17 protein-coding genes are annotated in these 18,728 nt (G+C 66.2%); 12 read left to right on the top strand and 5 right to left on the bottom strand.

The window, feature by feature from the left end:
• Nucleotides 1-138 precede the first annotated feature (138 nt).
• Nucleotides 139-1,230, bottom strand: a complete 1,092-nt coding sequence (locus AC50YA_RS22290) for a fatty acid desaturase family protein (RefSeq protein WP_494984350.1) — start codon at nucleotides 1,228-1,230, stop codon at nucleotides 139-141.
• Between the two features lie 174 nt (nucleotides 1,231-1,404).
• Between AC50YA_RS22290 and argC the strand changes: the two genes are divergently transcribed.
• The 9 genes from argC (at nucleotide 1,405) to AC50YA_RS22245 (ending at nucleotide 11,143) form a co-directional block, all read left to right on the top strand.
• A complete protein-coding gene (gene argC / locus AC50YA_RS22285; protein WP_494984349.1) occupies nucleotides 1,405-2,436 on the top strand; it encodes an N-acetyl-gamma-glutamyl-phosphate reductase in 1,032 nt (343 codons plus the stop codon).
• A complete protein-coding gene (gene argJ / locus AC50YA_RS22280; protein ID WP_494984348.1) occupies nucleotides 2,433-3,599 on the top strand; it encodes a bifunctional glutamate N-acetyltransferase/amino-acid acetyltransferase ArgJ in 1,167 nt (388 codons plus the stop codon). Before argC ends, argJ begins: the two co-directional genes overlap by 4 nt.
• Before the next feature lie 43 nt (nucleotides 3,600-3,642).
• A complete protein-coding gene (argB, locus tag AC50YA_RS22275) occupies nucleotides 3,643-4,620 on the top strand; it encodes an acetylglutamate kinase (RefSeq protein ID WP_494984347.1) in 978 nt (325 codons plus the stop codon).
• Nucleotides 4,617-5,906, top strand: coding sequence for an acetylornithine transaminase (locus AC50YA_RS22270; protein ID WP_494984346.1), 1,290 nt, complete (start codon nucleotides 4,617-4,619; stop codon nucleotides 5,904-5,906). The genes argB and AC50YA_RS22270 overlap by 4 nt, the downstream gene beginning before the upstream one ends.
• Entirely contained in the window at nucleotides 5,903-6,919 is a 1,017-nt protein-coding gene (gene argF, locus AC50YA_RS22265) for an ornithine carbamoyltransferase (protein WP_494984345.1), read from the top strand. The genes AC50YA_RS22270 and argF overlap by 4 nt, the downstream gene beginning before the upstream one ends.
• Complete coding sequence (locus AC50YA_RS22260; protein WP_160669737.1) at nucleotides 6,919-7,455, top strand: arginine repressor; 537 nt, start codon at nucleotides 6,919-6,921, stop codon at nucleotides 7,453-7,455. Before argF ends, AC50YA_RS22260 begins: the two co-directional genes overlap by 1 nt.
• Before the next feature lie 107 nt (nucleotides 7,456-7,562).
• On the top strand, nucleotides 7,563-8,768 hold the full coding sequence (locus AC50YA_RS22255; RefSeq protein WP_494984344.1) for an argininosuccinate synthase: 1,206 nt from the start codon (nucleotides 7,563-7,565) through the stop codon (nucleotides 8,766-8,768).
• Between the two features lie 4 nt (nucleotides 8,769-8,772).
• Nucleotides 8,773-10,221, top strand: coding sequence for an argininosuccinate lyase (argH, locus tag AC50YA_RS22250; protein WP_494984343.1), 1,449 nt, complete (start codon nucleotides 8,773-8,775; stop codon nucleotides 10,219-10,221).
• Nucleotides 10,222-10,405: 184 nt separating this feature from the next.
• The gene (locus AC50YA_RS22245) at nucleotides 10,406-11,143 is read left to right on the top strand and encodes a maleylpyruvate isomerase family mycothiol-dependent enzyme (RefSeq protein WP_494984342.1); all 738 of its coding nucleotides are present in this window, start codon (nucleotides 10,406-10,408) and stop codon (nucleotides 11,141-11,143) included.
• A gap of 3 nt (nucleotides 11,144-11,146) precedes the next feature.
• On the opposite strand, the gene AC50YA_RS22240 is transcribed toward AC50YA_RS22245, so the two are convergent.
• Both AC50YA_RS22240 and AC50YA_RS22235 read right to left on the bottom strand, forming a co-directional pair.
• Entirely contained in the window at nucleotides 11,147-11,668 is a 522-nt protein-coding gene (locus AC50YA_RS22240; protein ID WP_494984341.1) for a methylated-DNA--[protein]-cysteine S-methyltransferase, read from the bottom strand.
• Nucleotides 11,665-13,191: a DNA-3-methyladenine glycosylase 2 family protein gene (locus AC50YA_RS22235; RefSeq protein WP_494984340.1), complete on the bottom strand. Its 1,527-nt coding sequence runs from the start codon at nucleotides 13,189-13,191 to the stop codon at nucleotides 11,665-11,667. The genes AC50YA_RS22240 and AC50YA_RS22235 overlap by 4 nt, the downstream gene beginning before the upstream one ends.
• Nucleotides 13,192-13,270: 79 nt before the next feature.
• Here AC50YA_RS22235 and AC50YA_RS22230 point away from each other — a divergent pair, with 79 nt between their 5' ends.
• A complete protein-coding gene (locus AC50YA_RS22230) occupies nucleotides 13,271-13,921 on the top strand; it encodes a DNA-3-methyladenine glycosylase (protein ID WP_494984339.1) in 651 nt (216 codons plus the stop codon).
• On the opposite strand, the gene AC50YA_RS22225 is transcribed toward AC50YA_RS22230, so the two are convergent.
• Entirely contained in the window at nucleotides 13,891-14,526 is a 636-nt protein-coding gene (locus AC50YA_RS22225; RefSeq protein ID WP_494984338.1) for a GNAT family N-acetyltransferase, read from the bottom strand. The two genes, AC50YA_RS22230 and AC50YA_RS22225, sit on opposite strands and share 31 nt — an antisense overlap.
• Nucleotides 14,527-14,680: 154 nt before the next feature.
• On the opposite strand from AC50YA_RS22225, the gene AC50YA_RS22220 reads away from it, so the two are divergent.
• Nucleotides 14,681-16,909 (top strand): HelD family protein, encoded by a 2,229-nt coding sequence (locus AC50YA_RS22220; protein WP_494984337.1) that lies wholly within the window; start codon nucleotides 14,681-14,683, stop codon nucleotides 16,907-16,909.
• A 79-nt stretch (nucleotides 16,910-16,988) separates the two neighbouring features.
• Nucleotides 16,989-18,302, top strand: a complete 1,314-nt coding sequence (gene tyrS / locus AC50YA_RS22215) for a tyrosine--tRNA ligase (RefSeq protein WP_494984336.1) — start codon at nucleotides 16,989-16,991, stop codon at nucleotides 18,300-18,302.
• Nucleotides 18,303-18,320: 18 nt separating this feature from the next.
• Here the strand turns inward: tyrS and AC50YA_RS22210 are convergent, their stop codons facing one another.
• The gene (locus AC50YA_RS22210) at nucleotides 18,321-18,587 is read right to left on the bottom strand and encodes a hypothetical protein (RefSeq protein WP_494984335.1); all 267 of its coding nucleotides are present in this window, start codon (nucleotides 18,585-18,587) and stop codon (nucleotides 18,321-18,323) included.
• Nucleotides 18,588-18,728: the final 141 nt, after the last annotated feature.

The following is an 18,728-nucleotide window of genomic DNA, read 5'->3' as shown; positions in this document are numbered from 1 at the left end:
CAACACCCCCCGGATCATTAATGACTGGGGGACTTAATCATGCCGGGACCGACAGGCCAACAACCCCAATTCTTACTCGTTAAGGGGCTACTAAAAAGGTAACGGGGGGCGTGGGGCGCCTGGTTCTAGCAGCGTGTGCTAGAACCGCCGGGTGACCGTTGCCATGGGGCACTCGAAGTGGCGTCCTGCAGCAAGGCCGACGTCGTTGAGGTAGCGGACGATGATGCCGTAGGACTGCAGCAGCGTGGTTTCCGTGTAGGGAACCTGGTGCTTTTTGCAGTACTCGCGGACGATCTTGGCTGCCTTGTCCAGCTGGGGGCGGGCCATGTCCGGGAAGAGGTGGTGCTCAGCCTGGCGGTTCAGGCCGCCGAGCAGGATGTCCATAAACCGGCCGCCGGAGATGTTCCGTGAGGTCAGGACCTGGCGGCTGAAGAAGTCCACGCGGCTGTCCGCGGGCAGGACCGGCATGCCCTTGTGGTTCGGTGCGAAGGACGCACCCATGTAGAAACCGAAGACGGCAAGCTGCACGCCGATGAAGGCGAACGCCATTCCCAATGGCAGGAACGTAAAGGCGAGCACGGGGAGGAGGCTGAGCCGGACCAGCAAAATGGGAAGCTCAACCCAGCGGTGCGTCACCTTGGCCCGGCGGAACACGAACTTCACCGAATCGATCTGCAGACCCAGGCCGACAAGGAACAGCAACGGGAAGAAGAACCAGCCCTGCTTGCGGGTCAGGAATGAAAACCGGCCCTGCCGCGTGGCGGCAGCTTCGGTGTGGAAGGCGATGGCCCCGGTAGCAATGTCCGGATCCTTGGAAATGACGTTGGGGTGGTTGTGGTGGGCGCCGTGCTTCTGCTCCCACCAGGAGTAGCTCATGCCTGCCACCGAGGTGGCCAGGATCCGGGCGGTCCAATCGTTGGCCCGGCGCGACGCAAAGATCTGGCGGTGCCCGGCCTCGTGGGCCAGGAAACTCAGCTGCGTGCAAAGAACACCGACTGCCGCAGCAATGAGGAGCTGGAACCAGCTGTCGCCGATCAGGGCAAAGCCGAACCAGGTGGCGGCCATCAGGAGGACCAGGCTGGCGAAGAGCGTGATGTAGAAACCGACGCGGCGTTCCAGCAGGCCTTCAGCCTTGACGCTCTTCAACAGTTCCGAATAGCTCAGGACAACGGCGTTGGGCTGCCGGACACGCGTTTTGGGGCGCTCTGACGTGGGGAGGGTGGTGGTCATGGAGCGGGGCCTCGTAACTGTTTCGGGCAACGCTGCAGCCGACATTCGGACTGCACGGTCAGGATCACCCTCACCCCAGCTTACGCCTGCTTGTCCAGCGGATCTTGGAATCGACGAAACGCCTGATGCATAAATATCGGGCATACTGAATACTTTTGCTGTAAGATTCACGGCATGACTATTTCTGTTGCCGTCTCCGGAGCCAGCGGCTACGCCGGGGGAGAAGTCCTGCGCCTCCTGGCGGGGCATCCGGACGTGACCATCGGTGCCATCACCGCGCACAGCAATGCAGGCTCGCGCCTCGGCGAGCTGCAACCGCATCTGCACGGGCTGGCCAGCCGCATCCTTGAGGACACCACTGTGGAGAATCTTTCCGGACATGATGTGGTGTTCCTGGCGCTTCCGCATGGGGCTTCCGCTGAGATCGCGGCACAGCTCCCGCAAGGCACCGTAGTGATCGACGCCGGCGCAGACCACCGCCTCGAAGATCCGGCCACGTGGGAAAAGTTCTACGGCTCGGCCCATGCCGGGACGTGGCCCTACGGCCTGCCGGAGCTCCCCGGCCAGCGCGAAGCCCTCAAGGGCGCCACCCGGATCGCCGTCCCCGGCTGCTACCCGACGTCGGCCCTCCTGGCGCTGACTCCCGGGTTTGCCGCCCATCTGCTCCAGCCCGACGACGTCGTGATCGTTTCCGCCTCCGGCACCTCGGGTGCGGGCAAGGCCGCGAAGGTGAACCTGATCGGCTCTGAGGTGATGGGCTCCATGAGCCCCTACGGCGTGGGCGGCGGCCACCGCCACACCCCTGAGATTGAACAGGGCCTCTCCAATGCTGCCGGTGAGAGCGTCACGGTGTCCTTCACCCCGACGCTCGCGCCGATGAGCCGCGGCATCCTCACCACTGCCACCGCGAAGGTCAAGCCCGGCACCACCGCGGCGGACCTCCGCCAGGCCTGGGCGGATGCCTACGATGACGAACCGTTTGTCCACCTCCTCCCGGAAGGGCAGTGGCCCGCCACCAAGTCGGTCCAGGGCTCCAACCACGCCGCCATGCAGTTGGCGCTGGATGAACACACGGGCCGCGTGATTGTGACGTGCGTCATTGATAACCTCACCAAGGGGACTGCCGGCGGCGCCGTGCAGTCCATGAATATTGCCCTTGGCCTGCCGGAAACCGCCGGCCTCAACCTGCAGGGAGTTGCACCGTGACCGTTACCGCCCCCCTGGGATTCCGCGCCGCAGGCGTCACCGCCGGCCTGAAGTCGTCCGGCAAGCCGGACTTCGCCCTGGTGGTCAACGATGGCCCGTCCAAGGCGGCCGCCGCCGTCTTTACCAGCAACCGTGTGGCCGCGGCTCCCGTCCACTGGTCCCGCCAGGTCGTCTCGGACGGCCGTGTGGACGCAGTGGTCCTCAACTCCGGCGGCGCCAACGCCTGCACCGGTCCCCAGGGGTTCCAGAACACCCACAGCACGGCCGAAAAAGTGGCCGCGGTCCTCGGCATCTCGGCGACGGACGTGTTTGTCTGTTCCACAGGCCTGATCGGCGAGCAGCTGCCCATGGACAAGATCCTCCCGGGCGTCGAAGCTGCCTCGGCAGCGCTTAGCACGGACGGCGGGCCGGCTGCGGCCAACGCCATCATGACCACAGACTCGGTGCCCAAGTCCGCGCTGTTCATCGGCACGGACACTGACGGCCAGGAGTTCACCATCGGCGGCATCGCCAAGGGCGCCGGCATGCTGGCACCAGGCCTGGCCACCATGCTGGTGGTCCTCACCACTGACGCCGACGTCGAAGCGGAAATGCTCGACGTCGTCCTCCGCGATGCCACGCGCGTCACCTTCGACCGGGCTGATTCGGACGGCTGCATGTCCACGAACGACACCGTGGTGCTGCTGGCTTCGGGCGCGTCCGGCGCCGTCCCGTCCGCCGAGGCTTTTGGTGCCGGGCTGACCCAGGTGTGCGCCGAACTGGCGCGCAAGCTGATCGGGGACGCCGAAGGCGCCAGCCACGATATCGCCATCCGCACGTTCAACGCGGCCAGCGAGCGGGACGCCGAAACGGTCAGCCGCTCCGTGGCCCGGTCCAACCTGTTCAAGGCGGCCATCTTCGGTAAGGACCCCAACTGGGGCCGCGTGCTGTCCGCGGTGGGCACCACGGATGCCGTGTTCGAGCCGGACCAGCTGAATGTCGCCATCAATGGCATCCAGATCTGCCGCAACGGCAGCATCGGTGACGACCGCAACCTGGTGGACCTGGAACCCCGCGAAGTCCTGGTGGAAATTGACCTGCAGTCCGGTGATGCCGAAGCCACCATCTGGACCAACGACCTCACCCACGACTACGTCCACGAGAACAGCGCCTACTCAAGCTGATCCTCACGCTAGATCCACCAGCAACCCTGGAGATACTGCACACATGAACACCCAGACCCGTGAAACGACGTCCATGAGTGATGCCCAGAGCAAAGCCGGCACCCTGATCGAGGCGCTGCCCTGGATCCAGCGGTTCGCCGGCTCCACCATGGTGATCAAATACGGCGGCAACGCCATGGTTAATGACGAACTGCGCCGTGCGTTCGCCGAAGACGTGGTGTTCCTGCACCATGTGGGCATCCACCCCGTGGTGGTCCACGGCGGGGGTCCGCAGATCAACTCCATGCTGGCGCGGCTGGGTATCGAGTCCGAGTTCAAGGGCGGCCTCCGCGTCACCACGCCCGAAGCCATGGACGTGGTCCGGATGGTCCTCACCGGCCAGGTGGGCCGCGAACTGGTGGGCCTGATCAACTCCCACGGACCCTATGCGGTGGGAATGTCCGGCGAAGACGGCGGCCTGCTCCGTGCGGTCCGGACCGGCACCGTCATTGACGGCGAGGAAGTGGACCTGGGGCTGGTGGGCGAAGTCGTCGGCGTAAACCCGGAGGGCATCCTGGACATCCTGGCAGCCGGCCGCATCCCGGTTATCTCCACCGTGGCCCCGGAAATCGAGGCCGACGGAGTCGAAACGGCAGCCGGAGAGGTCCAGACCACGGGCCAGGTCCTGAACGTCAACGCGGATACTGCCGCGGCGGCTTTGGCCGAAGCGTTGGGGGCCTCCAAGCTGGTGATCCTCACCGACGTCGAAGGACTGTACGCCAACTGGCCGGACCGGTCATCCCTCATCTCCTCCCTGACGGCTTCGGAGCTGCGCCAGCTCCTGCCGTCGTTGGAATCCGGCATGATCCCCAAGATGGAGGCATGCCTCAAGGCGATTGACGGCGGAGTGGAACGCGCGCACATCGTGGACGGCCGCCTGCCGCACTCCATGCTCCTGGAAACATTCACGACGGCGGGCATCGGCACGCAGGTCGTCCCAGACGAAGACGCAGACAGCGCAGAACAGGGAGCCACCCCATGAACGCGGTAAAAACAGGAAGCCACGCGGCCAGCACACTCGAGAAGACTCCGGTAGGAGACCTGGTTGACGGTAAAGGCCACACCAGTGGCGCTGAGTGGCTCACGCGCTACTCCACGTCCCTGATGGGCGTCTTTGGTACCCCGCAGCGGGTCCTGGTCCGCGGTGCCGGCTGCCTGGTCTGGGACGCCGACGGCAAGGAGTACCTGGACCTGCTCGGCGGTATTGCCGTCAATGCCCTGGGCCACGCCCACCCGTTTGTCACGTCCGTGATTTCGAGTCAGCTGGCCACCCTGGGCCATGTCTCCAACTTCTTCACCAGCCCCACGCAGATCGCACTGGCCGAAAAGCTACTGGCACTCACGCACGCCCCGGCGGGCTCCAAGGTGTTCTTCACGAATTCCGGCACCGAAGCCAACGAAGCCGCCTTTAAGCTGGCACGGCGCAACGCAACCGGACCGGACGGCGCAGCCCGCACCAAAATCATCGCCCTGGAAGGTGCCTTCCATGGGCGCACCATGGGTGCCCTGGCCCTGACCGCCAAGGAAGCCTACCGGGCCCCGTTCGAGCCTCTGCCCGGCGGTGTGGTCCACATCCCGTTCGGCGACGTCGCAGCCCTGGAAGCAGCAATCGACGAGACCGTGGCCGCCGTTTTCCTGGAGCCCATCCAGGGCGAAGCCGGGGTGCGGCCACTGCCCCCTGGCTACCTGAAGGCAGCCCGGACGGCGACCACCAAAGCGGGAGCCCTGCTGATCCTGGACGAGGTCCAGACCGGAATTGGCCGGACCGGCAAATGGCTCGCGACGGAGGACGCCGGGATAGTTCCGGACGCCATCACCCTGGCAAAGGGCCTCGGCGGCGGCTTCCCCATCGGGGCGCTCCTGACGTTCGGTGAGCAGACGTCGTCGCTGCTGACCGCGGGCCAGCACGGCACCACCTTCGGCGGCAACCCGGTGGCGACGGCGGCCGCGCTGGCCACGCTGCACGCGATCGAAAGCCAGCGGGTACTGGAAAATGTTGCTGCCGTGGGGGACTACCTCCGCGCCGGCCTCGCCGCCGTCGACGGCGTCACCGAAGTCCGCGGCGAAGGCCTGCTCATCGGCTTCGACCTCGACGCCGAGGTGGCCCCCGCCGTGGTGACCGCAGGCCTCAACGCCGGCTTCATCGTCAACAGTCCCGGGCCCCGCACCATTCGGCTTGCCCCGCCGCTGGTCCTCACCAAGGACCAGGCCGGCACCTTCCTCGCCGCCCTCCCGGCAATCCTCCAGACAGCTAAGGACGCGCAGTGACCCCTGTAGCCAGCACCACCCGCCACTTCCTGAAGGACACGGACCTCAGCCCCGCCGAGCAGGCCGAAGTCCTGGAGCTGGCCATCCGTATGAAGGCTGCGCCGTACAGCGTGCAGCCCTTCGCCGCGGAGGGCAGCGGACGCAAGACCGTTGCCGTCATCTTCGACAAGACCTCCACCCGTACCCGCGTTTCGTTCGCCACAGGCATCGCGGACATGGGCGGCAACGCCCTGATCATTAACCCCGGCGAGGCCCAGATCGGCCATAAGGAATCTGTCGAGGACACCGCCAAGGTCCTGGAGCGTATGGTCTCCACCATTGTGTGGCGCACCGGCGCGCACTCGGGCCTGGTGGCCATGGCGGAGAACTCCAAGGTGCCCGTCATTAACGCCTTGTGCGACGACTACCACCCCTGCCAGCTCCTGGCGGACCTGCTCGCGGTGAAGGAACACAAGGGCGAGCTCAAGGGCCTCACCATGAGCTACCTCGGCGACGCCGCCAACAACATGGCCAACTCCTACCTGCTGGCCGGCGTCACCGCCGGAATGCACGTCCGCATCGCCGGGCCGGACGGCTACCTCCCGGCAGCGGAGATCGTTGCCGCGGCCGAGGAACGCGCTGCCCAGACCGGCGGTTCCGTGCTGATCACCACCGACGCTGCCGTTGCCCTCAAGGGCGCAGACGTTGTGGCCACGGACACCTGGGTCTCCATGGGCCAGGAAGCCGAAAAGGAAGCCCGGCTTCAGCTGTTCCGGGAGTACTCCGTCGATGAGGCGGCCATGGCACATGCGGCGGACGACGCCGTCGTACTTCACTGCCTGCCCGCCTACCGCGGCTACGAGATTTCTGCCGGCGTCATCGACGGCCCGCAGTCCATCGTGTGGGACGAGGCCGAGAACCGGCTGCACGCCCAGAAGGCCCTGATGGCCTGGCTGATGCACCGCTCCGGACTCGCCGTGGTTGAAGGACTGGCCCTGGTGGACGGGCTGGCGCCACAGGAGGTTGGCAACTAGTGTCGGTCCCGCCGGCATCGCCGGGTTCCAGCCCGGCCACCAAAACAGCCCGCCAGGCGCGCATCACCGCCATCCTGACGGGTGAGTCGGTGCGCTCCCAGGCGGAGCTGGCCGCTTTGCTGGCGGACGACGGCGTCCAGGTCACCCAGGCCACGCTGTCCCGGGACCTCGTGGAACTCGGCGCCGTCCGGGTCCGGGGCAAGGAAGGCGTGCTGGTCTACGCCGTCCCCGGCGAGGGCGGCGAACGTGCGGCCAAGACCGGCGTCAGTCAGGAGATCCTGGATGCCCGGCTTGCCCGGCTATGCAGCGAACTTCTGGTCACGGCGGAAGCCTCGGCCAACATCGCGGTGCTCCGGACCCCGCCCGGTGCGGCCAACTTCCTGGCCCTGGCCATTGACCACTCGGTGATGCCCTCCATCCTGGGGACCATTGCCGGTGACGACACCGTGCTGCTGGTCTCCCGGGATCCGCAGGGCGGGCAGGACCTCGCGGTCCGGTTCCTGCAGCTCGCCGAGGAAGCCGGCGGCAGCCAGTAAGCCCACGCCGCCAGAACACCCTCCCGGTGTGACAGGCTTTCCCCAGAACGTTTTTCCCTGAAGAATTTCCCCCGACAATAACTACAACCCCAATTAGGAGCATTCTCGTGACTGAGCGCATTGTTCTGGCCTACTCCGGTGGCCTCGATACTTCCGTAGCCATCGGCTGGATCGGTGAAGCCACCGGTGCCGAGGTCATCGCCGTGGCGGTCGACGTCGGACAGGGCGGCGAGTCGCTGGAGACCATCCGCCAGCGTGCACTGGGCTGCGGCGCCGTCGAGGCATACGTGGCCGACGCGTCCGATGAGTTCGCCAATGAATACTGCATGCCCACGTTGAAGGCCAATGCCCTCTACCAGGGCCACTACCCGCTGGTCTCGGCTATCTCCCGCCCGGTCATCGTCAAGCACCTGGTCAAGGCCGCCCGCGAATTCGGTGCCACCACCGTGGCCCACGGCTGCACCGGCAAGGGCAACGACCAGGTCCGCTTCGAGGTGGGCATCCAGACCCTCGGCCCGGACCTGAAGTGCATCGCCCCCGTCCGCGACCTCGCCCTCACCCGCGACAAGGCAATCGCCTTCGCCGAGGAAAAGGGACTGCCGATCGAGACCACGAAGAAGAACCCGTACTCGATCGACCAGAACGTCTGGGGACGCGCCGTCGAAACCGGTTACCTCGAGGACATCTGGAACGCGCCCACCAAGGACATCTACGACTACACCGCGACGCCGGAGTTCCCGCCGGCCCCGGATGAGGTCACCATTTCCTTCGAAGCCGGCGTGCCGGTAGCGATCGACGGCGTCCGGGTCACTCCGCTGCAGGCCATCAAGGAACTGAACCGCCGTGCCGGCGCGCAGGGTGTGGGCCGGATCGACGTCGTGGAGGACCGCCTCGTGGGCATCAAGTCCCGCGAAATCTACGAAGCCCCGGGTGCCATGGCGCTGATCACCGCGCACAAGCACCTCGAGGACATCACCATCGAGCGCGAGCAGGCCCGTTTCAAGGCTTCTGTTGGCCAGCGCTGGGCCGAACTGGTCTATGACGGCCAGTGGTTCTCACCGCTCAAGCGCTCCCTGGATGCCTTCATCGAAGACACCCAGCAGTACGTCACCGGTGACATCCGCATGGTGCTGCACGGCGGCCAGGCGATCGTCAACGGACGCCGCTCCGACACCTCGCTCTACGACTTCGACCTCGCCACCTACGACACCGGCGACACGTTCGACCAGTCCATGGCGCGCGGTTTCATCGAGCTGTGGGGCATGTCCGCCAAGGTTGCTTCCGGCCGCGATATCCGCGTCGCAGGAAAGTAAACCGTTGGCTGAGCAGACCCCGGTTTCGACAGGCTCAACCACCGGCTCGACGAACACCGGTGCACTGTGGGGCGGCCGGTTCGCCGGCGGCCCCGCGGATGCCCTCGCGGCCCTGAGCAAGTCCACGCACTTTGACTGGCGGCTGGCCCGCTACGACATCGCCGGTTCCAAGGCGCACGCCCGCGTGCTGCACAAGGCCGGGCTGCTGGACGACGCCGAGCTCGAAGGCATGCTCGACGCCCTGGGCCGGCTGGATGACGATGTCGCCTCGGGTGCGTACCTGCCGGCGGAATCCGATGAGGACGTGCACGGGTCACTGGAACGCGGCCTGATCGAGCGGGCCGGCACGCAACTGGGCGGCAAGCTCCGCGCCGGCCGGTCCCGCAACGACCAGGTGGCCACGCTGGGCCGCATGTTCCTGCGTGACCACGCCCGGATCATTGCGCGCGGCGTGCTGGCAACCATCGAGGCGCTGGTGGACCAGGCCAAGGCACACCAGGGTGTGGCCATGCCCGGCCGCACTCACCTGCAGCATGCCCAGCCCATCCTGCTCAGCCACCACCTGCTGGCCCATGCCTGGGCGCTGCTGCGCGATGTGCAGCGGCTCCAGGACTGGGACAAGCGCGCAGGGGTCTCACCGTACGGCTCCGGTGCCCTCGCAGGCTCCTCCCTTGGCCTCGATCCGGAGGCCGTCGCGGCGGACCTTGGCTTCTTCTCCGCCACCCACAACTCGATCGACGGCACCGCCTCCCGCGATGTCTTCGCCGAGTTTGCGTGGGTTACGGCCATGATCGGCGTGGACTTGTCCCGCGTCTCGGAGGAAGTCATCCTCTGGGCCACCAAGGAGTTCTCCTTTGTGACCCTGCACGATTCCTACTCCACCGGCTCCTCGATCATGCCGCAGAAGAAGAACCCCGACGTCGCCGAACTTGCCCGCGGCAAGGCAGGACGCCTGATCGGCAACCTGACCGGGCTGCTGGCCACGCTCAAGGGCCTGCCGCTCGCGTACAACCGCGACCTGCAGGAAGACAAGGAACCCGTCTTCGACGCCGCCGATACCCTGGAGTTGCTACTCCCGGCTGTCTCGGGCATGATCGCGACGCTGAAGTTCAACACGGAACGGATGGAGTCCCTGGCACCTCAGGGCTTCGCGCTGGCCACGGACATCGCCGAATGGCTGGTCCGCCAGGGCGTTCCGTTCCGCGAGGCACATGAGCTCTCCGGAGCGGCCGTCAAGCAGGCCGAAAGCCGCGACGTGGAGCTGTGGGACCTGACGGATGAGGAGTACCTTGCTATCTCGGAGCACCTGACTCCGGAGGTCCGCACGGTCCTGTCCACCGAGGGGTCGCTCAACAGCCGCAACTCCCAGGGCGGCACCGCACCCGCCGCCGTCGAACGCCAACTGCTTGCCCTCGAAGGCGAGCTTGCAGGCGTGCGCGGGTACGCGGGGTAGTCGTTCCCATCTGCGCGAGATGACACTTCGCGGCAATGTTTTTCGTAAACACTGCCGTGAAGTGTCATCTCGCGGCGTTTAGCCTGGAATGAGGTTACTGACAAGCTCAACCACCGGTGGTCGAGGGTGGGGAGCGAGACCCATTGCGTTAAGGTCCGTTAACTCTGTCGGATACCATGGCCCTATGACCGAGATCACTACTTCAGCACTTATCGCCGAACTGCATAAGGCCGCGGACGCCGTGGCGTCCACCGCCGCGAAATTCACCGATGACGACGTCGAGGCACCGTCAGGACTGCCCGGCTGGACCCGCGGGCACGTCCTGGCGCATGTCGCCGGAATTGCCAACGCGATGGCCCGCCAGCTCGAATACGCCGCCCGCGGTGAAAGCATCGAGCTGTACGACGGAGGCCAGGACGGACGCACCAAGGCCATCGAGATGGCCGCCGGCCACAACGCGGATGCTCACCGGGCCGACGTGCAGGCAGGCCTGGACCGGGCACTCGCAGCCTTTGATGCACTGGAAGCCGCCTCCAGTTGGCGGACGCCCATTGCCTACCGCGGAGGAGTGGTCCTCGACGGCGGCCTGGCGCTGTGGCGGGAACTGGTGATCCACACGGCGGATCTGGACGCTGGCCTCGGCCCCGAGACGTGGAGCCGGAAATTCTGTGAGCACCTCTTCGACTTCCTGGCGGCCCGCGTGCCGCCGGGGGAGAAGCTGGTGCTGCAGCCGATCGGGCTGCCGCCAGTGACCCTTGGCGGCGGCCGCTCCACCGTCATCAGCGGCATGATCACCGACATCGCTGCCTGGCTGGCCGGCCGTGAACCGTCGCTCGGTAGCCTGCGGGCTTCAGCCGCCGCGGACGGCGTGGACCTCCCGGAACTGCTGCCCTGGCCATCCGGGACACCCGCAGCGCAGTAGCCCCTATCCGGCTTCGCGGGCCAGCGGGCTCTCCGTTGCTTCGCGGGCCAGCAGGCTCTCCTTGATGGCCAGGCCCCAGCGGAAACCGCCCACGGAACCGTCGGTGCGGATGACGCGGTGGCACGGCACAAACAAGGCCGCCGCGTTGAAAGCACAGGCGCTGGCCGCGGCCCGGACCGCTTTCGGATTTCCGGAAAGTTCGGCGTACTCGGTGTACGTCACCGGCGATCCGGGACGAACGGTCCTCAGCACATCCCAGGCGTGTGACCTGAACGGCCCCGACTTCTGCCGCACCGGAACGGCCATGGCGGGTGCGGGGTCGCCGGCGTAAAAGGCTTCCACGGCCCGGGAGATGCTGCCCAGATCCGTAACCGCTTCAACGTCGCCCGGACGCAGCTCGGGGTGAATCTGGCCCGTCAGCTCACCCGGCCCGGCGGTCCAGCCCGAGGCGAGGACCACGCCGTCCTGGGCAAGGATGGTGAACGGACCGTCCGGGGTGGACATCACTAACAGCTGGGCTTTCATAGCATCGCTTTCTCTGGAACGGCTTGTACACGTTTGGGGGATTTGGGCGCCGCGGCGGCGCGCCACAGGTGCATGGTGGCGTAAGACCGCCAGGGACTGACCTCGCGGAAATCGGGGCTGGGCGTCAGGCCAGATGAGTCAGCATCGAGACTGTCTTGGCTCGTGAGGGCCGGCGCGAGCGCCCGGATGCCGTTTCGCACCGCGGCGTCGTTGGCCAGGAACACGTCCGGCGCGCCGAGCACACGCATTGCCACGTAGCCGACGGTCCACGGGCCCACGCCGGGAAGGGGAAGCAGCTTGGCGCCGAGTCCGGGCAGATCGTCCCCGTAACCGAAATCCACTTGGCCTCCAGCGAGGGCCGACGCGGCAGAACGGATGGCGTCAATCCGGCGTTGCGGACCGCGCAGCAGCGAGTAGCCGGCCTCGGCTATTTCGGCCGAGGTGGGAAACAGCCGGTCAAGGCCCCCGCCGGGAACCAGGCTGGGACTGCCCGCGGCGGCCAGCTGGGTCAGCGCCGTCCGGGCCGCGGCCACCGTGATTTGTTGCCCGATCATCGCCCGGATGAGCAGCTCCTGCGGGTCCACCGCCCCGGGCATCCTGATGCCCGGGGCACTGGCAACCGAGGCGGCCAGGCGGGGCTCCTGAGACAGGGCACTGTCGATGGCTACCGGATCGGCGTCGAGATCGAAGAGCCGGCGTACCCTGCTCAGCAGGGCGGGCAGGTCCCGGAGGTCCACCGCGCCGATGGTGAGGGTCAGAGGCCGCCCGGGCGCGCCGCCGTCGTACGTCACGCTGAAGCGGGCACCACCATGCGGAAGCTGCAAGGTACGGGCGTACGACGTCGGCGTCCCCGCCTCGATCCCGGGGATCCCCCTGACGGCGAGGAACGAAAAGATGCCCGGATCGAACGGTTCGCGGTACGGCAGACTCAACGTCAGGGACGTCGCGGCGGCGGCAGGGTGGTGGTGCCTGGCGGTCGCGCGCAGGGCAGTGGGAGTCATGGCGAACACCTCCACCATGGTGTCGTTGAACTGGCGGACGCTGCTGAAGCCGGACGCGAACGCGATGTCCGCCAGCTTCATCGCCGTGGACACCAACAAGGTACGGGCGGTCTGGGCGCGGCTGGCCCGGGCCAGGGAGAGCGGGCCGGCGCCGAGCTCGTGGCTGAGGATCCGGTTGAGCTGGCGGGAGGAATATCCCAGCCGGGCGGCGAGGCCCTCCACCCCGTCTCGGTTGATCACACCGTCGTTGATCAGGCGCATCGCGCGGCCCGCCAGGTCCTGCCGGATGTTCCACGCCGGAGTTCCGGGCACTGCTTCGGGGAGGCAGCGCTTGCACGCCCGGTAGCCGGCGTCGTGCGCTGCGGCTGAGGTTTCGTAGAAGGTGACGTTGACTGCTTTCGGGGTCCGGGCGGGGCAGGACGGACGGCAGTAGATGCCGGTGGTCCGGACAGCGGTGTAGAACTGCCCGTCGAACCGGGTGTCCCGCGCGTCAATCGCGCGGTAGCGCTGCCAGAAGTCCATGACCTCCATCCTGCCAGCCGGCGACCGGGACTGCTAGCGGAAATCGGACACGGCCGTGGGCGTTCGGTAGAGTCGGACCATGACCGTCAGCAGCAGCCCCGTGGCTCCGGAACAACTCCGCGAACTGCTGTCGGGCGACGCCCGGAGGGTCGCTCCGCAACTGCTGGGATCCGTCCTGACACACCACAGCCACGAGGGAACGGTAGCTGTGCGGATCACCGAGGTGGAGGCGTACATGGGTCCGGGCGACTCGTCGCATCCGGATCCCGGCTCGCACACTTTCCGTGGACCCACGGCGCGCAACGCGCCCATGTTCGGCCCGGCCGGCCATCTCTACGTCTATTTCACGTATGGCATGCACTACTGCGCCAACATCGTCTGTGGCCCGGCGGGCACCGCATCTGCCGTCCTCCTGCGGGCGGGCGAGGTGGTGGAGGGGGAGCACCTCGCGCTGGTGCGGCGGCCGACGTCGAAATCGGCCCTCGACCTGGCGAGCGGCCCGGCCCGGCTGGCCACTACCCTGGCCCTCACCACTGCCGACAGCGGCCGGGATGCGCTGGCTGACCCCTTCGAACTGCGGCTGCCTTCGGTGCCTGCCACCGAATTCATGTCCGGGCCGAGGGTAGGCGTCTCCGGCAACGGCGGCTCCGCGACGTATCCCTGGCGCTTCTGGCTGCCAGGCGATCCCACGGTGTCCCGCTACAAGGCCGCGAAGGCGCGCCGGGCATAGTCCGTCCCGCCCGGGTGGTCTCCCGCCAGTGCGAACGGCGCCAGCCGGCGCTGGAGTTGGTGCTGCACCGCCGGCCATTCCTGCCCCAGGATCGAGAACACAGCGGAATCCGCGCGTGTGCCGTCAGGCGCCAGGCGGTGGCTGCGCAGCACGCCCTCGAACGTTGCCCCCAGCCGTTCGATTGCTGCGGCGCTGCGCACATTGCGTGCATCGCAGCGGAACGCAACCCGCTGCACCTGAAGGGCTTCGAACGCAAAGGCAAGCAGGGCGTGCTTGCTGGCGGGGTTTACGTGCGTGCCCCAGAATTGCCGTCCAAAGAAGGTGCCGCCCACTTCCACGCGCTGCTGTGCGGCCTCGAAAGCATTCAGGGCGGTGGTGCCCAGGAGGGCCCCGGTCCGCTGGTCCGTCACGGCAAAGGCGAGGCTGGCCGGGTCCTCAATCCTGGCCGCAAAAAGTCCTGAAAGCTCGTGCGCCGTGGCCGGCAAAGGCGCCGCCATCCCTGCCCACATCGTGGCGTCCACGAAGTCAAACAGCCCTTCGGCATGGTGCGGTGCCAACGGAAGGAGGCAAAGCCCGTATCCGGTCAGGACGCTCTCGTGGTGCATTGCAGCATTGAATCACTCACGGCGCGGCGCAGCTACGGATGTGTGCGGCCTGAAAATGAACACTGGGTGACTTCCCGGGCAGGGAACCGGCGGGCGCGTTAACCGAAATGGTTGTAGAATGGACGGTCTGTCTTTTGCGATAGGGGAACGTTTAATGCTCGACGCCGATTTGGCCCACGAACGGAACTATGTTGCCGGCCTGTACGCGCGGCTGGAAGAGCTCCGCACGGAAAAGCGCCTGCAGTTGGCACAGGTCCGCCGGGCCGGTGCCGTGGGCACCATGCAGAATGTCTCCGAACGCGACGCCTTCGCCGCGCTCTACGAGGACCGCCTCGCCCAGCTCGACGCCGTCGATGACCGCTTGGTCTTCGGCCGCCTCGACCTGGATTCCGGTGAAGCCCAGTACATTGGGCGCATCGGCCTGACCACCGATGACCTCCAGCGGCTCATGGTGGACTGGCGCGCGCCCGAAGCCGGCCACTTCTATCAGGCAACGGCGTTTGACCGGCAGGGCGTCCGCCGCCGGCGGCATCTGATTCTGCAGGGCCGGGAAGTCAAAGCCATCGAGGACGACGTCCTTGATGCGGACATGCTCGCGGACGACGCATCGCTGCAGGGCGAAGGCGCGTTGCTGGCGGCCCTTGACTCCAAGCGCACCGGCCGGATGTCCGACATCGTCGGCACCATCCAGTCCGAGCAGGACCGCATCATCCGGTCCTCCATTTCCGGTGCCCTCGTGGTGCAGGGCGGTCCCGGTACCGGTAAGACTGCCGTGGCACTGCACCGGGCCGCGTACCTGCTTTACACGCACCGGGAACGGCTGAAGACTGCCGGCGTTCTGCTGGTGGGCCCGTCGTCGTCGTTTATGAAGTACATCGAACGCGTCCTCCCCTCGCTCGGTGAGACCGGCGTGGTCATGGCCAGCGTGGGTCGCCTGATGCCCGGGATCAAGGCGGTTCCTGAACCTGAAGCAGAGGTCGCGGCCATCAAGGGGCGGCTGGACATGGTCAAGGTTGTGGCCAACGCGGTGGCGAACCGGCAGCGGATCCCTGCAGAAGACCGCGTGCTGGACGTCGACGGCCGCAAGCTGGTGCTGACCCGCCGGCAGGTAAGCCGTGCGCGCGAACGTGCCCGGTCCACCGGCAAGCCCCACAACGAGGCACGCCTGACGTTTATCAAAACTCTGCTCCGCGAACTGACCGAGCAGATGACCGATCTCGTGGAGGCCGGGAGCATCGGCAACAATGCCGACCGCTCATATCTGGCCGAAGATGTCCGCACGGCCCGGGACGTCCGGACCGTCCTGAACCTGTGCTGGATGCCGCTGACTCCGGAAAAGCTGATCACCGAGCTTCTGAGCAGGCCCGCAGTCCTGGCGGCCTGCACACCGCACCTGTCCTTTAAGGAGCAGTCGCTGCTGCTGCGCCCCTCTGATGCTCCCTGGACCGAGGCTGATGTCCCGCTGCTGGACGAAGCCGCCGAGCTCCTTGGCGAACTGGACCCGGCCGCCGGCCGCGGACTTGCCCAGCAGGAGCACGACCGCGCCCGGGACCTCGCCAACGCCAAGCAGACGCTGGTGAACATGGGCGACATGGGTGTCGACGTCCTCATCACCGCCGAGGAACTCGCCGACCAGAACCAGGAGCGCGAGAACCGCCAGACGGCCGCAGAGCGCGCCACCAGCGACCGCACATGGGCCTTCGGCCACATCGTGGTGGATGAAGCGCAGGAGCTTTCGCCGATGCAATGGCGCCTGCTGGTCCGTCGCTGCCCGCTGAAGTCCTTCACCATCGTGGGCGATATCGCGCAGACCAGTTCTGTTGCCGGTGCCAACTCGTGGCAGGGGGCCCTGGCACCCATGTTCGGTGACCGCTGGCAGCTGGAGGAGCTGACAGTCAACTACCGGACGCCCTCGCAGATCGCCGAAGCCGCCGCCCGCATGGCCAACGCTGCCGGACTGGTGGTTTCCGCGCCGAAGGCCGTCCGCGAGGGGCGCTGGGCCCCGGTCATCGACAAAGTTGACCACGGACAGGTGGTGAGCCGTTTGGTGGAGGTGCTCCCCGAGGAACTGGCAGCGCTCGACGGCGGCCTCCTGGCCGTGATTGCCGACGGCGACCTTCTGCCCGCAGCAACGTCAGCCCTTCGTGCCGTGTATGGCCGGCGGATCGGCAACGGGGCAGGCAGCTACGAGCAGGACATCGTGGTCATCAGCCCGCGCGAGGCCAAGGGCCTGGAGTTCGACGGCGTTGTGGTCCTCGAGCCGTCCGTCATGCTCAACCACGAGCACGGCCGCGTGGGCGATCTGTACGTCGCCATGACCCGGCCCACGCAGCGGCTTCGGCTGATCGCCGCGGAAGGTATTCCGGCCGGCATAGAAGGCTGAGCCGGTCCGCTTTGCCCCTTGGCCCCCGGCGCCGTTCATTTCGGCGCCGGGCGTCGCCGATCCTGCTAACTTAGAAGTCGTGTCAGAACTCAACGATCTCGAATCCCAGCAGAACGACCCCACCTTCGCCAATGTCTGGCAGGAGCTGAAGTGGCGCGGCCTGGTCCACGTCTCCACCGATGAAGAGGAACTCGAAAAGCTCCTCGCCGGTGATTCGATCACCTACTACTGCGGATTCGACCCCACCGCGCCGAGCCTGCACCTGGGCAACCTGGTCCAACTCCTCGTGATGCGCCGGCTGCAGCTCGCCGGGCACAAGCCGCTGGGCCTGGTGGGCGGATCCACGGGACTGATCGGCGATCCGCGGCCCACCGCAGAGCGAACGCTGAACACCAAGGACACCGTCAACGAATGGGTGGGCTACCTCCAGGCCCAGGTCCGCCGCTTCCTCAGCTTCGACGGCCCCAGTGCGGCCCGCATGGTCAACAACCTCGACTGGACCGCGCCGTTGAGCGCCATCGACTTCCTGCGCGAGATCGGCAAGCACTACCGGGTCGGCACCATGCTTCGCAAGGATGCTGTCGCCTCCCGCCTCAGTTCGGATGAGGGCATCAGCTACACCGAATTCAGCTACCAGATCCTGCAGGGCATGGACTACCTCCAGCTGTTCCGCGACTACAGCTGCATGCTGCAGACCGGCGGCTCGGACCAGTGGGGCAACCTCACCAGCGGCACTGAACTGATCCGCAAGGTTGAGGGCAAGAGTGTGCACGCCCTGGGCACGCCGCTGATCACCAACTCGGACGGCACCAAGTTCGGCAAAAGCGAAGGCAACGCCATCTGGCTCGACGCCGGCATGTGCAGCCCGTACGCCTTCTACCAGTTCTGGCTGAACACCGCCGACTCTGACGTGGTGGACCGGCTCAAGGTCTTCACCTTCCTGAGCCGCACGGAGATCGAAACGTTTGCAGCGGCCGTGGCCGAGCGTCCCTTTGCACGGGAAGGCCAGCGGAAGCTGGCGTTCGAAGTTACTTCCCTGGTCCACGGTGTGGAGGCAACAGAGAAAGTCATCGCGGCATCTGCTGCCCTCTTTGGCAACGGTGACCTGTCCGCCCTGGACCGGCCAACGCTGGAAGCGGCCACGTCGGAGCTTCCGTCCGCCCGCATCCAGGTGGATGGCCTCGGGATCATTGACCTGCTGGTGGCATCTGGCCTGTCGGAGAGCAAGTCCGCGGCCCGGCGGACTGTCGGCGAAGGCGGCGCATATGTAAACAATGAGAAGGTGTCCGACCCGGAAGCTGTCATCTCCGAGTCGGAGCTGCTGCATGGCCAGTACCTGCTCCTGCGCCGCGGCAAGAAGAATCTCGCGACTGTCGAAGTCCTGGTTCCTTAGCCTTCCCAAACCCCCAATTCACGCTCCTCCGCAGCCGATTTGCACGGCCGCGGGGGAGCGTGTATTGTTTTCTGAGTCGCCGCCGCTGAGTGGCGACAAACCCCCTTCACAAGAGAAGCAATTCATCGTGTGCAAAGCACGAAAATGATGAAAAGCTTCACTTTCTGATGGGCGGATTCGTTCCATAGAGTGAATATCGGGAAAATAACCCGGATTTGCAAAGTGAATAAGAATGAAATAAGCTATAAACATCGCAGCGAAGAAAAGCGAGACAAAAGAATTCATTTGAATATGAATTGTTTCGGGAATTATTCGAATGTGTCTGTTGTTTGAGAACTCAATAGTGTGCCAAGTTTGTTGATACCAATTGTTTTATTGATTGGTTGTTTTGGCCAGGTCCGCCACCCCGTGGTTGGGTCTGGTTTT

It is taken from the genome of Pseudarthrobacter sp. RHLT3-21, from assembly GCF_059383495.1.
The sequence above is the reverse complement of the archived record's forward strand: the minus strand, read 5'-3'. Positions and strand labels throughout refer to the sequence as shown.